The sequence below is a fragment of the Iodobacter fluviatilis genome (genome assembly GCF_900451195.1).
In the GTDB taxonomy this organism is placed as follows: Bacteria; Pseudomonadota; Gammaproteobacteria; order Burkholderiales; family Chitinibacteraceae; genus Iodobacter; species Iodobacter fluviatilis.
This window is the reverse complement of the sequence record NZ_UGHR01000003.1, coordinates 233,657-247,087: the sequence shown is the minus strand read 5'-3', so window position 1 is coordinate 247,087 and position 13,431 is coordinate 233,657. Positions and strand designations below refer to the sequence as shown.

The following is a 13,431-nucleotide window of genomic DNA, read 5'->3' as shown; positions in this document are numbered from 1 at the left end:
GGGATTGTGTGTTTGACGCTGCTGATTAATCACTCAGTGCAATTGCGCTATTACTCTTATTGACCTTACAAAATAAATCATCAGCCCTTAAAAATCTCCCTCACATCCCTTGCACCCCATTCTGGGAAGTGTTTGCGCACCAGTGTGTTTAAATCTGCTTCAAAAGCGCGCCATTTGGCTAGCTCGTCTTGGTCGTCCGCTGCGGTGTGGGCCACGGCTTGTTCTATCATGCCGGCGCCCGCGGTGGCGTTGCTTAGGCGGTCGATGATGATAAAGCTGCCGGTGCCTTTGCAGTCTTTGTAGGCGTCGAAGACGACTGGGGCGTTGAGGATGATGCGGCAGTGGCCGATTTCGTTGAGCTTTAGCTCGCTGGCGGTCACATGCTCCATGCTGTTCACGTCTACGCGGTGGGTAATTTGCGCCACGCGGCCGAAGACGTTTTTACCGGCGAGTTTAAAGCCGTATTCTTTGCCGATGGTGAGCGGTGCTTCGTTCATCCAGACGATATGTGCATCCAGTGACTGGCCGATTTGTGGGGCGGCTTCGCTGGTTTTGACGATCATATCGCCACGGCTGATGTCGATTTCCCGATCTAAGGTCAGGGTGATGGCTTGGCCTGCAAAGGCGGTTTCCAGCTCGCCCTCATAGGTCACAATGGCTTTCACCTTGGCGGTTTTGCCAGAAGGCAGGGCGATGATTTCGTCGCCAGGGAAGACGCGGCCAGCGGCGATGGTGCCGCAAAAGCCACGGAAATCGAGGTTAGGGCGGTTGACGTATTGCACCGGCAGGCGGAAGGATTCTAAGCGGCTATCGCGGTTGATTTGCACGGCTTCTAGGTGCTGCATAAAGGTCAGGCCGCTATACCATGTGGCGCTTTCGCTAGCGGTGACCACATTGTCGCCGCGCAGGGCCGAGATGGGCACAAACTGAATGTCTGCGATGTTCAGGGATTTAGCCAGCTCTAGGTATTGTGCGCGAATTTCATTAAAGCGCTCTTCGCTAAAGCCGACCAAATCCATTTTATTGATGGCGATAATCACATGCTTAATGCCGAGCAGGCTAACAATATAGCTGTGGCGGCGGGTTTGGGTTTGCACACCATAACGCGCGTCGATTAGGATAACGGCCAGATCACAAGTGGACGCGCCGGTAGCCATATTGCGGGTGTATTGTTCGTGGCCGGGGCAATCGGCGATGATAAATTTACGCTTATCGGTGCTGAAGTAGCGGTAGGCCACGTCAATGGTAATGCCTTGCTCACGCTCGGCTTGCAGGCCATCAACCAGCAGGGCGAGGTCGATTTCCTGATCGGTGGTGTTAAATTTTTTGCTGTCTTTTTGGATGGCGGCCAGCTGGTCTTCAAAAATCAATTTTGAATCGTGCAGCAGGCGGCCGATCAAGGTGGATTTCCCGTCGTCCACATTGCCACAGGTAATAAAACGCAGCAGATCTTTGTTTTCGTGCTGTTTTAAATAGGCTTCGATATCGCTGGCGATCAGATCAGATTGGTGTGACATGTTTTATCTCTTTAAACCTAAATCTTGAAACACGGAGGACACGGAGAACACGGAGTTTCACTGAGAAAAACAGAGTTTGTGTGCTATAGGTTTCGGTTTATAAGGCGTACCGTTGGTTAAATCTAAGTCTCGTTTGAACAGAAGCGAGTGACGGGGGCATGGTTTTCTCCGTGCACCTGTTCTCGAATGATCTCCGTGGTTCAAGATGTGGGTTTGCTTAGAAATACCCTTCCATTTTTTTCTTTTCCATCGAGCCAGATGAATCGTGGTCGATCATGCGGCCTTGGCGTTCGCTGGTGGTGGTCAGCAGCATTTCTTGGATGATTTCTGGCAGCGTTTTGGCGGTGGATTCCACAGCGCCGGTGAGCGGATAACAGCCCAGCGTTCTAAAGCGTACCGATTTCATTTCAGGCACTTCACCCGGCAATAGCGGCATACGGTCGTCATCTACCATGATTAGCGTGCCATTACGCTCAACTACCGGGCGAACGTCGGCGTAGTAGAGCGGCACGATATCGATGTTTTCCATATAGATATATTGCCAGATATCCAGCTCTGTCCAATTAGACAGCGGGAAGACGCGGATGCTTTCGCCCTGGTCGATTTTGGAGTTGTAGATATTCCATAGCTCTGGGCGCTGTACTTTTGGGTCCCAGCGATGGTTTTTATCGCGGAATGAATACACGCGCTCTTTAGCACGGGATTTTTCTTCGTCGCGACGTGCGCCACCAAAAGCGGCATCAAATTTATATTTATTTAGCGCCTGCTTCAGGCCTTCGGTTTTCATCACGTCGGTATGCTTGGCCGAGCCTGAGCTAAATGGGTTGATGCCTGCTTTTACACCTTCTTCATTGATGTGCACAATCAAGTCAAAGCCGCATTTTTCTGCCATTTTGTCGCGAAATGTAATCATTTCGCCGAACTTCCATGTGGTATCCACATGCATCAGCGGAAATGGCATTTTGCCCGGAGCAAAGGCCTTGAGGGCCAGATGCAGCATTACGGCAGAATCTTTACCGATGGAGTAGAGCATGACCGGGTTATCAAATTCTGCGGCTACTTCTCGAATAATATGGATGGACTCTGCTTCGAGTTGCTTAAGGTGAGTCAGCCTTGCTTCACTGAGGGTAGTCATACTTTATCCGGGCAAAGAGCCGCTGCAAAACGCAGGTGAATATTTCGCTGCGCTTTACTCGGCTCTGAAAATAATGGGTCAGACAGACGTTGGGTGATAAAAACCCATGCAACGCTATATCCCTGCGAATTTACCGAAGTAATCCGCTTTAGCGAAGGATTTAATCGTTATATCTATATGGAGGCTTTGGCAATGATTTCTTTTACCAGTTCGGCATTGGTTTCTACTAGGGCATATTCATCTTGGCCGGGGATGCCCATATGTACATTGGGGTTGCAATAACGCATCTGGCTGGCAAAGGGCAGGCGGGCTGAGGTGTGAAATTCTTTGCAGCCGGTGGCGGCGACTAATTCGGCGATATTATTACTGCGTACCCCTGCTCCGGGCATAACGATTAAGCGATCGCCAGCCGCGGCTTGCAGCATTTTGAGCATGGCCGCACCCTCTGAGGCTGTAGCGGCTTGGCCACTGCTGAGCAGTCGGTTACAGCCAGTGGCAATCACGTCTTCCAGCGCTTTTAGCGGGTTTTGCGCCACATCGAAAGCGCGGTGGAAGGTGACTTGCATGGGGCTGGCCAGCTCGACTAGGGCTTTGCAGCGCGGGATATCGATATGGCCATTGGCCGTGAGTATGCCGATAACCACGCCATCTACGCCCAGTTTTTTACAGGCGATAATATCGCGCTGCATGACTTCGTATTCCAGTTCTGTGTATAAAAAATCGCCGCCACGCGGGCGGATAATGACATTCAGACCAATCCACAGCCGCTCTCTGGCAACGGCAATTTGCCCGTACGATGGCGTGGTGCCACCTTCAAGCAGATTGTCGCAAAACTCAACCCGATGCGCGCCACCTTCCTGGGCAGCCAAGCATGAGGTGACCGATCCGGCACAGATTTCCAGCAAAATATCAGACATATCAGCTTCCAAAAGAGAACGCCGCCTGTGGAGGGCGGCGTTGATAGACAGATCCTGTAAGACACGATGAAGCTTGAAAGGTTCGGGTGATGGCATAAAGCGCGAAGGCAGGAAACCTTGTATGGATCCTGCCTGCCTAGCTTGAGCGCCTGAAGGCGCTTTTTATGCGTATTTACGCAGCTTTTGCCGCAAAAATATTTGCATTGAGCGCGGCATAAATATTGCGTAAACGCCCGTCCATATCGGCCAGTTGGGTGCCGAGCTGTCTGTCCATTTCTTCCAGCTCTTCAATACGGCCTTCCAGTGTATCGGTGGCTTTATGGATGCGCTTGATGCTTTCCAAGCGGCGGCGTAATTGCAGCTGGTGTTCACGTACCTGTGTTTCCATCGGTGCCATGACCGCTTTCAGCCAGTTTTCAACATCGCGGTTGGCTACTTCAAAAACATAAAGCACACGGCTGGCAATGGTTTCAAAAAATTTGTGCGAGAGCTTGCCTTTGCTGGTGGTAAGCAGGGTGCTGATGGTATTGAAATGTTCGCGGAAAGATTTTTCCAGCCGTGAAATTTCTTTATGGTATTTCAAGGTAGAGAAGGGCGGAGGCGTGACATTGCCAAGGCCGTGTTCTTCACTAAACTTTTTATACATTGCCGCCATCATGGCCTGGATTTCTGCTACCTGTACGGCAGACTGGCTGATGTTGCCATTCACATCTTTAAAAAACTGATCCATGATGGCGCGCAGGCCGCCTTCACCAAAGGAAAACATGCTGTGTTCCATTTGATTGCGCACGGCTTCAATATTGCTTTTCAGCGCATCAATGCCCAGCAGGGATAATAATTGATTGGTTTGCTGGCTAAAAATGCTGCGCAGGGCTTGAAAGCGCACCAGACCTTGTTCAAATTTGCGTTTGTCGGCGTGGACTTTGTCCATCATTTGCCCGACCACATCCTGATTTTTACCACGCAAGGTGGATAGCTCGTTCAGCTGCTCAAGCACGCCACTGCGGCGAACGCTAAGGATGGAGCGCATGCTTTTAACGATGTCTTCCACTTCGGTAATGGTACTGTCGCGCACGATATCTTGCTTGGAAGGAAGCAGCTCGTTAGATAACGCTTCTTCTAGGGCTGTGAGGCGCGAGCGGGCGAGCAAATCGACATCCTGATTTACTTTGGCTACCAGCGCTTTTTGTGCCGAAATAGGATAAACGTGGCCAACAGGCACGCCCAGCAGTTCGGCGGTGGTGTTGATCTGGTGCTCGATTTCCGCTTCGATTTGCTCTGGGGTTTTTAATTCGTCCCACATGCTGTCGATTTTATTAAGCACGGCCAAGCGGCCACGATTGCCGCCTTTGGCAATGTGGGAGCGCCAGATATCAATATCCGAGCGGGTTACACCCGTATCTGCCGCCAGAATAAACAGAATAGCGTGTGCATTAGGCAGCAGATTAAGCGTCAGCTCAGGCTCTGTACCAATCGCATTCAGGCCCGGCGTGTCTAAAATGACCAAGCCTTGCTTAAGCAGCGGATGCGGGAAATTAATCACCGCATGGCGCCAGCATGGAATCTCGATCGTGCCTTGAGCGTCCACCGCAATCAGCTGATCCGGGTCTTCTGCATTATAAAGCCCATAGCTGGCTGCCTCTGCCACCGGGGCACGGCGTGTAAGGCCAACATGGCGAAACGATTCAAACATGGCATCAGAATCGTTGATATCCAGAGGAATGGTTTTCCATTCTTCCGGGTAGCGGCGGTATTCGCTGGTGGTTACATTCTGCGAGCGGGTTTCAATAGGCAATAATTGAATTGATGGCTCACGTGATGCATCGTAAAGCAGCTCAGTAGGGCACATGGTAGTACGGCCTGCTGATGAGGGCAGGATGCGCTTGCCATAATGAGCAAAGAAAATGGCGTTGATGAGCTCTGATTTCCCACGGGAAAACTCCGCCACAAACGCAATATTCAGTTTGTCTTCACGCAGTTTTTCGATCAGCTGGGAAATACGTAGATTACTTTGTGCGTCTTCTAAATCTTGCTCGGTTAACCAGCGTGCAAGCTGGCTGATCGCCTGCGTGAGTTCGGCACGCCAAGTGCTGTACGCTTGGAAATCCCCGACTAAGCGATCGCTGCCACTTGGGTCATTTACTGCCAAATCGTTTTGATGCAGATAATCGGTGCTCATTGCCATCTCTCTATTTGCGGTGCCCGCACAAATGCAGGCTTTGTAAGTCGTTCTATTTAATTAAATTATTAATGCTGGCAATGTGGGCAATAAAATGTGCTGCGTTGCCCCTGGCGTATTTGTTTAATTTCAGTGTTACAAATGCGGCACGGCATCCCTGCCCTGCCATATACAAATGCACTCAGCTGAAAATAACCTGCTTTACCATCGCTATCCACATAATCACGCAGTGTGCTTCCGCCCGCAATAATTGCATCCCCTAGTGTTGCTTTGATTGCGGTAACTAATTGCTCTGATTCCTGAGGATTTAAGCTATTTGCCGCCCGGTTTGGATTAATTTTTGCTCTGAATAATGATTCAGAGGCATAGATATTCCCTACGCCCACCACTGTATGATTATCCATAATCGCAAGTTTAATCGCTATTTTCCGATTAGAGTTGGCTGATAGAAGATGGTCGGTATTAAATTGCTCTGATAATGGCTCCGGCCCTAGTTTTTGTAATAGCGGATGCGGGCCATTTTCTGTGGCTTGCCACAAGCAAGCGCCAAAACGGCGCGGATCCCGGTAGCGCAGCCGTTTTCCATTACTTAAAACCAAATCAAAATGATCGTGCTTTTCTGCAGGAAAAGCTTCAGTTAATACGCGTAAATTACCTGACATGCCCAAATGGATAATCAGTGTGCCGTGCTCAAAGCTAAAAAGAAGATATTTGGCACGTCGGCTCAGGCTAAGAATTTTTCGGCCTTCTAGCGTTTGTGCAAGATCGGCGGGAATGGGCCAGCGCAGCCTTGGCTGGCGAATAATCACACTTTTGATCTCTGCACCCTCAATATGCGATGCAATTCCTCGTCGTGTGGTTTCAACTTCTGGTAATTCTGGCACTTTGTCTTCCTGTGAGCGGGCTGAAGCCTGATCGGGCTAAGTGGTGTTCTGATGCAAAAATAAGGTATAAAAATGAATGCAGTTGTTTGTTTTAAAAGGGTTTAATGCTGTGTTTGTATTGTCCGATGTATTCATTCGCTTATTGCTTACTATGCGTTTCAAATAAAGTAAGCGTAAGACGAGCTATTACTATCTGAAATATCCGAGTTAATATGGAATGATTACTGACGTTACTGGATTGTGCCATGCCCGTCCCTTTCCGACACTATGCTCTTTGCGTACTTATCAGCGGCTTATTCTTGGGCGGCTGCGCCTCTGTGCCCGTTGCATCAACGTCTGGCACTGCCGCAAGCGAGCCCGCCGAAGCTGCAGGTGATGCTGAGCCTGTGAGGGATGAAAGTTTTGCTCCGGAATCCTTATCGCGTCTACCTTTAACTAATGATTTACTGCTGCGTTTTTTAGTCGCAGATATTTCTTTGCAGCGTGGCCGCACAGCGCTCTCTGCACAGACATGGTACGACCTTGCTAATCGCACGCATGACCCGCGTGTGGCGCGCCGGGCTACAGAAGTTGCGGTAGGGGCAGGGCAACTGGGGCTTGCTCAGGAAACCGCTCAGCAATGGATTACTGCCGCACCTAACTCGGTAGGAGCCCGGCAAATATTGCTGACTTTATTAATTCGCGCCGACCGGGTAGAAGAAGCTCGCCCGCATATCGAGGCTTTACTTGCTGCAAAACCGGAGGAAGCGCCTGCTTTCTTTATGCAAATGCATTTGCTGTGGGATAAAACCAGCGACAGAAAAGCTGCATGGCTTCTGACTGATGAGCTGACACAAAAATATCCGCAGCTGCCAGAGGCGCATTTCGCCCGTGCCGTGGCGATGGCCAACCAAGAGCGCTTTAACGATGCAATTGCAGAGCTGGATCGTGCACTGGCCAGCCGTCCCAATTGGGATGCGGTAATTCAGTACAAAGCTCAGCTTTTATCAAATCAATCGCCTGCGAGCAGCGTGGCATTTTTGCAAAAATCAGTAAAAGATAATCCGATGTCGTTGGTACTGCGCAACTCGCTGGCACGCGAGCTGGTTGCTGCTCAGCGCTTAGCAGAGGCAAATCAGGTTTATCAGGAAGTACTGAATCTGCAAGCAACAAATTTAGACGCATTAATTGGTACGGGTTTAATTGCATTGCAGCAGCGCGATTTGGATACGGCTTACCGGAATTTAAGCGCGGCTATTACACAAAACCCACGCAATGTGGATAACTTGCGTTATTACCTTGGCCAGATTTCTGAAGAGCGCTACCGTTTTGATGAAGCACTGAGCTGGTATAGCCAGGTAGGGGGCGAGTTTGCGCCTTCAGCTAAAAAACGCTTACCACGGGTTTATGCCCGCTTGGGCAGAATGGAAGAGGCGCGTAAAGCCATCGCCGCCTTGCCGGCAGACACTGAGCAGGCACGGATTGAGCATATTCAGATGGATGCTCAGCTGTGGCGTGAGGCAAAGGATTTTAAAAAGGGTGTGGATACTTTAAGTAAGGGCATTGCTACTTATCCACAATCGGCCGATTTAATCTACGACCGGGCTTTATTGGCAGATATGCAAGGCGATTACGCCCTGGCTGAAAGCGATTTACGCAAGTATGTGGCACTGTTGCCTGCCAATGCTCAGGGCATGAATGCCTTGGGCTATACCCTGCTGACACGTACCAGCAAGCTGGCAGAAGCCGAAAAACTGCTGGAGCAGGCGATTGCGCTCGAGCCAGACAGCCCGGTTATTCTGGATAGCTTGGGCTGGCTGCGTTATAAGCAGGGCAAAAAGCAGGAGGCAAAAGATTTGCTGCAACGTGCTTATGCAAAATTAACCGAGCCGGATGTGGCCGCTCATTTGGCAGAAGTATTGTGGCAGCTTGGGGATAAAGCCGAAGCAAAAAAAATCGTGGATGAGGCTCTTCTGGTGGATGCAAAAAATGAAACGCTACTTGAGGTGATTTCCCGCCTAGGTATCCGCTGATGCGTTTATGGCTGATTTTGTTGCTTTTATTAAGCGCCTGCAGCTCTGTGCCTCAGGCCCCGCGAGCTGGTTATTCGGCCAGTGGCAGGGTGGCATTAAAAGTCGCAAATGAAAGGCATTATGCGCAATTTGACTGGCATCAGCTGGGTGAAGAAAGCGAGCTTTCGCTATCCGGGCCACTTGGGCAAACGGCGGCAGAGCTGCGGTTCAGCCCTAGCAGTGCCAGCTTGCGTGATGCAAATCAGCGGGAAACTAAAGCGCACTCTGCTGATGAGTTAATTGCTGAAACTTTAGGCTGGCCCTTGCCTGTATCAGGATTGCGCTGGTGGTTGCGTGGCGAGGCTGATCCGGAGCTTGCAGTCACTAGCCAGAGTGATATTGAAAATGGTCGTCTGCTCTTACAATCAGGCTGGCGTATTGAAAGCACAGATTATCGCGGGCAGCCCAGTTTGCCGCACAAATTAACACTGAGCCGCAGTGATTTAGAAATTAAAGTTGTGATTACAGAATGGCAATGGAATCCTTAATGAGTAACTCCCTCGATTGGCAGGATTTTCCTGCTCCCGCCAAGCTCAACCTTTTTTTGCATGTTGTGGGGCGGCGAAGCGATGGCTACCACCTGCTGCAATCTGTTTTTCAGCTGATTGATCTGGCCGATACCATTAGCTTGCGCGTCAATGAAGGCGGAGAAATCCAGCATCTGAATCCCTTGCCTGGCGTGCCTGCAGAAAGTGATTTAACCGTGCGTGCTGCGCGCTTGCTGCAAAAAGAAACCGGCTGCAGCAAAGGGGTGGATATCCGCGTGGAAAAGCGTCTGCCTATGGGTGGAGGGGTAGGCGGAGGCAGCTCGGATGCTGCTACCGTAATGCTGGCGCTTAATCGCTTATGGCAATTAAATTTACCGCGCAGCAGGCTGATGGAGCTGGGTTTAAGCCTTGGTGCGGATGTGCCGTTTTTTATTTTTGGCGAATCAGCATTCGTAGAAGGAATTGGCGAAATCATGACGCCTGTGGCTACGCCCGACGTTGATTTTGTGGTTTTGCATCCGCAAGTTCATGTGTCGACACCACAAATTTTTTCTGATCCTGACTTGACAAGAAATACGCCGCCGATTAAAGTTCCGCACCTCAGCAGCGCCATCACCCAAAATGATCTGGAATACGTGGCCTGTAAGAATCATCCTGAAATACGCGAAAACATTACGTGGCTCAGCCAGTATGCTGATGCAAGGATGACTGGTTCAGGTAGTTGTGTTTTTGCAAGTTTTTCTTCACCCAACGAAGCAAACCGTGTAATATACGACCTGCCTAAAAATATGACCGGATATGTTGCTAGGTCATTAAGTAAGCATCCATTACATGAATTTGCCGAGTTTTAGGCAGTTTCATTAGGGGAGTCGCCAAGTTGGTTAAGGCATCGGATTTTGATTCCGACATGCGAAGGTTCGAATCCTTCTTCCCCTGCCAATCATTCTCAGAGAAGCGTGTAATTTTAAAATTACACGCTTTTCGTCATTCTGGAATACGGAAATGGCTTACGATAGCCTCATGGTGTTTACCGGCAATGCTAACCCCAAGCTTGCTGACAGTGTAGTTAACCACCTGGACATCTCGATCGGCCGTGCTACGGTTGGTCGATTCTCTGACGGCGAAGTGACCGTTGAGCTTCTCGAGAACGTTCGCGGTCGCGATGTATTTGTTCTTCAGTCCACCTGTGTACCTACCAACGATAATCTGATGGAAGTCATGCTGATGGTTGATTCGCTGAAACGCGCATCGGCTGGCCGCATTACTGCAGCGATTCCCTATCTCGGGTATTCCCGTCAGGATCGTCGCCCACGCTCTGCACGTGTGCCTATTTCTGCCAAAGTGGTTGCAAATATGCTGACCGTGGCCGGGGTAGACCGTGTACTGACCGTGGATGTACATGCAGATCAAATTCAAGGCTTCTTCGATATCCCCGTAGATAACATCTACTCGACACCTGTATTGCTGTCGGATATCCGAGAAAAGCGCTATGAAAACCTGATGGTTGTTAGCCCAGATGTAGGCGGCGTATTACGTGCCCGCGCCATGGCTAAGCAATTGGGTGTGGATATGGCGATTATCGACAAACGCCGTCCTAAGGCTGGCGTTGCCGAAGTTATGCATATTATCGGTGATGTTAAAGACCGTACCTGTGTGATTATCGATGACATGATCGATACCGCTAATACCCTGTGCAAAGCTGCGCAAGCGCTGAAACAACACGGTGCGAAACGCGTATTGGCTTACGCAACCCACGCTGTATTCTCGGGTGCTGCCGTAGAGCGCATTATGCAATCTGACCTGGATGAAGTGGTTGTGACTGACACTATCCCGGTAAGCCAGGCTGCACAAGATAGTGGTCGTGTACGTGTGGTATCGATTGCCGGCCTTTTGGCTGAAACGATGCGCCGTATCAACAACGACGAATCTGTTTCGTCCTTGTTTGTAGATTAAATTTTGGACCTCGGTCCGCTTGCTGTGCTGTCTGGTCGCGGACAGCACTTATTTAAATGCACCAAGCTTGGCCCTAAGGGTCAGCAAAGTGCTTATGGAGTTTTATCATGACTTTTGAAATCAATGCAGTAGCACGTGACGCGCAAGGTACGGGTGCGAGCCGCCGCCAGCGTCGTGACGGTCGTTTGCCAGCAATCGTTTACGGTGGCGATGTAGCCCCTGTAGCCGTATCTCTTGACCACAACAGCATGTATTACGCTCTGCAAAAAGAAGCGTTCCACACTGCCCTGATCAAGCTGAACATCGAAGGCGCTGCTTCCGAGCAAGTTCTGGTTCGCGCTGTTCAATATCACCCATTCAAACAACTGGTTCTGCACGTTGACTTGCAACGCGTAAATGACGCTACTGTTGTTGAATTGAAAGTGCCATTGCACTTCATCAACGGTGACACATGCCTGGGCGTTAAAATGCAAGGTGGTTCGATCAGCACTGTGCTGAATGAAGTAATGATTCGTTGCGTAGCTTCCAAGCTGCCAGAATTCGTTACTGTTGATCTGAGCGAATTGTCTGCATTGAAGACATCCGTTCACTTGTCAGACATCAAGCTTGCAGATGGTATCGAACTGGTATCGTTGGCTTCTGGTAAAGACTTGGGCATCGTAAACCTGAACGGCGCAAAAGCTGTTTAAGTTTTAAAGCTCAAAAAAACCCGCTGCGGCGGGTTTTTTTTCGTTTTTCATTTCTTGCTATCTGCTATTCTTTTTTGTCGGCAATAAATGGGGAAAGCAATGAGAGATGAAGAGTTATATTCCAGTCAGCATCATCTTCAGTCATTTGTCTGGAGCCCCCTAGCTTGGCTGGCCAGCTTACCGGTCATACCACCGCGGCATAAGGCAAAAGTGAATGGCGCGGCCCTATTACTGGCAATTTCTCTGCTGGTTTATTGGCTGGTTCCTAGGCTGGGTATTTCGCCGTTTCATGTCCGGCAGGATGGTTTGGATTACGCGCCATATTTTACGGATGTCCAAGTGTCTGCAAACCGTAAAGCCCCGCAAGGTATGTTTGTCGCACAGGCGGAGCTGGGCTTGCCTGGGGCTTGGGTCGCTTATACGCTGAGCCAGTATTCATCTGAAAATACCCAGCAATTAGTATTAAGGAATCACGCAGGGACAATTGCCTGGCAAGCCAGTCTGGATGTGCCCGCAGAGAGGGACGTGACAGCGGCAACACCTGGCCGCTGGATTGGGCGGTTTAAATTGATTCCTGCCAGCGCAGGCTGGGCATGGTCTGGTGGCTGGAGTATTGAAATAGAATCAGATCGTATTGCCTGGGGGAAAATTTATCTGGCCCCTGATGGCAGCTTGCGCCTTATTCGCCATGAACCCAATACTGCAGCAAGGGCCGCGCTCAGAAAAATGGGTGCATAAACAGCCCAGCTGACTTAATCATCGCAGACAGCTCTGAATCTGATTGTTGTTCTGTGCAAATTGTAAATCAAAGGACCGCAGGCCCCAGGGTATCATATAACCCTTTTCGCCCGTTTTTAAGAAAGACTATGCCGCAAATTAAACTGATCGTAGGGCTGGGTAATCCCGGCAGCGACTACGCGCAAACCCGTCATAATGCGGGCTTTTGGTGGGTGGATGAATTAGCCAAAGACTCGAGTGCCTCTTTGCGCCACGATAATAAATTCCATGGCTTAGCTGCAAAAGCCCGTCTGCATGGCAGCGATGTATGGCTGCTAGAGCCGCAAACTTTTATGAACCGCAGTGGCTTATCTGTGGTGGCTTTGGCGCAGTTTTATAAAATATTGCCCGCAGAAATCCTAGTGGTACACGACGAGCTGGATATCCCTGCAGGGCAGATCAAGCTGAAGCAGGGCGGCGGTAATGGCGGGCATAATGGCTTAAAAGATATTCAAGCCCATTTGGGCACGCCTGATTTCTGGCGTTTACGTGTGGGCATTGGCCATCCGGGTAATAAGGCCGAAGTGGCAAACTTTGTGCTCAAACCACCGCGTAAAGAAGAATTCGAAGGCATTATGGATGTGTTTATCAAAGCCCATCATGTACTGCCTAAAATGCTGGCGGGTGATATGGGCGGGGCGATGCAGCAATTGCATGCGGGTGTACAGCGGCCAAACAAACCTAAGCCAGAATAGTCTGTAAACGTAGAACTATATCTTGAACCACAGAGAGCGCAGAGGTCACAGAGAAAACCTTGTAATGTTTTTCTTCGTGGCCCTTCGTGTTCTCTTTTTCCTCCGTGGTTCAAGATTTGGATTTGATGTTTAAAGCACTTTAATAT

12 protein-coding genes and 1 tRNA gene are annotated in these 13,431 nt (G+C 50.0%); 8 read left to right on the top strand and 5 right to left on the bottom strand.

The annotated features are described in order from the left end of the window. Nucleotides 1-80 precede the first annotated feature (80 nt). From cysN to mutM, 5 genes are all read right to left on the bottom strand, one after another. On the bottom strand, nucleotides 81-1,517 hold the full coding sequence (gene cysN / locus DYD62_RS16485; RefSeq protein ID WP_115228518.1) for a sulfate adenylyltransferase subunit CysN: 1,437 nt from the start codon (nucleotides 1,515-1,517) through the stop codon (nucleotides 81-83). 217 nt (nucleotides 1,518-1,734) lie between these two features. Further along, nucleotides 1,735-2,652, bottom strand: coding sequence for a sulfate adenylyltransferase subunit CysD (cysD, locus tag DYD62_RS16480; protein WP_115228517.1), 918 nt, complete (start codon nucleotides 2,650-2,652; stop codon nucleotides 1,735-1,737). 173 nt (nucleotides 2,653-2,825) lie between these two features. Further along, nucleotides 2,826-3,569, bottom strand: coding sequence for a copper homeostasis protein CutC (locus tag DYD62_RS16475; protein WP_115228516.1), 744 nt, complete (start codon nucleotides 3,567-3,569; stop codon nucleotides 2,826-2,828). Between the two features lie 172 nt (nucleotides 3,570-3,741). After that, a complete protein-coding gene (locus DYD62_RS16470) occupies nucleotides 3,742-5,748 on the bottom strand; it encodes a dynamin family protein (protein ID WP_115228515.1) in 2,007 nt (668 codons plus the stop codon). Nucleotides 5,749-5,816: 68 nt separating this feature from the next. Further along, complete coding sequence (mutM, locus tag DYD62_RS16465) at nucleotides 5,817-6,632, bottom strand: bifunctional DNA-formamidopyrimidine glycosylase/DNA-(apurinic or apyrimidinic site) lyase (protein WP_115228514.1); 816 nt, start codon at nucleotides 6,630-6,632, stop codon at nucleotides 5,817-5,819. Between the two features lie 245 nt (nucleotides 6,633-6,877). Here mutM and DYD62_RS16460 point away from each other — a divergent pair, with 245 nt between their 5' ends. From DYD62_RS16460 to pth, 8 genes are all read left to right on the top strand, one after another. Further along, nucleotides 6,878-8,644 carry a tetratricopeptide repeat protein gene (locus tag DYD62_RS16460; RefSeq protein ID WP_115228513.1) on the top strand — a complete coding sequence of 589 codons (1,767 nt, stop codon included), beginning with the start codon at nucleotides 6,878-6,880 and terminating at the stop codon, nucleotides 8,642-8,644. After that, nucleotides 8,644-9,171 carry a lipoprotein insertase outer membrane protein LolB gene (gene lolB, locus DYD62_RS16455; protein WP_115228512.1) on the top strand — a complete coding sequence of 176 codons (528 nt, stop codon included), beginning with the start codon at nucleotides 8,644-8,646 and terminating at the stop codon, nucleotides 9,169-9,171. Before DYD62_RS16460 ends, lolB begins: the two co-directional genes overlap by 1 nt. Beyond that, nucleotides 9,171-10,022: a 4-(cytidine 5'-diphospho)-2-C-methyl-D-erythritol kinase gene (gene ispE, locus DYD62_RS16450; RefSeq protein ID WP_115228511.1), complete on the top strand. Its 852-nt coding sequence runs from the start codon at nucleotides 9,171-9,173 to the stop codon at nucleotides 10,020-10,022. Before lolB ends, ispE begins: the two co-directional genes overlap by 1 nt. An 11-nt stretch (nucleotides 10,023-10,033) precedes the next feature. Continuing rightward, nucleotides 10,034-10,110 (top strand) — tRNA-Gln (locus DYD62_RS16445). A gap of 63 nt (nucleotides 10,111-10,173) precedes the next feature. Beyond that, nucleotides 10,174-11,124 carry a ribose-phosphate pyrophosphokinase gene (locus tag DYD62_RS16440; RefSeq protein WP_099396806.1) on the top strand — a complete coding sequence of 317 codons (951 nt, stop codon included), beginning with the start codon at nucleotides 10,174-10,176 and terminating at the stop codon, nucleotides 11,122-11,124. A gap of 107 nt (nucleotides 11,125-11,231) precedes the next feature. Next, the gene (locus DYD62_RS16435; RefSeq protein WP_115228510.1) at nucleotides 11,232-11,813 is read left to right on the top strand and encodes a 50S ribosomal protein L25/general stress protein Ctc; all 582 of its coding nucleotides are present in this window, start codon (nucleotides 11,232-11,234) and stop codon (nucleotides 11,811-11,813) included. A gap of 99 nt (nucleotides 11,814-11,912) precedes the next feature. Then, entirely contained in the window at nucleotides 11,913-12,551 is a 639-nt protein-coding gene (locus DYD62_RS16430) for a hypothetical protein (RefSeq protein ID WP_115228509.1), read from the top strand. Nucleotides 12,552-12,679: 128 nt separating this feature from the next. Further along, complete coding sequence (gene pth, locus DYD62_RS16425; RefSeq protein ID WP_115228508.1) at nucleotides 12,680-13,285, top strand: aminoacyl-tRNA hydrolase; 606 nt, start codon at nucleotides 12,680-12,682, stop codon at nucleotides 13,283-13,285. Nucleotides 13,286-13,431: the final 146 nt, after the last annotated feature.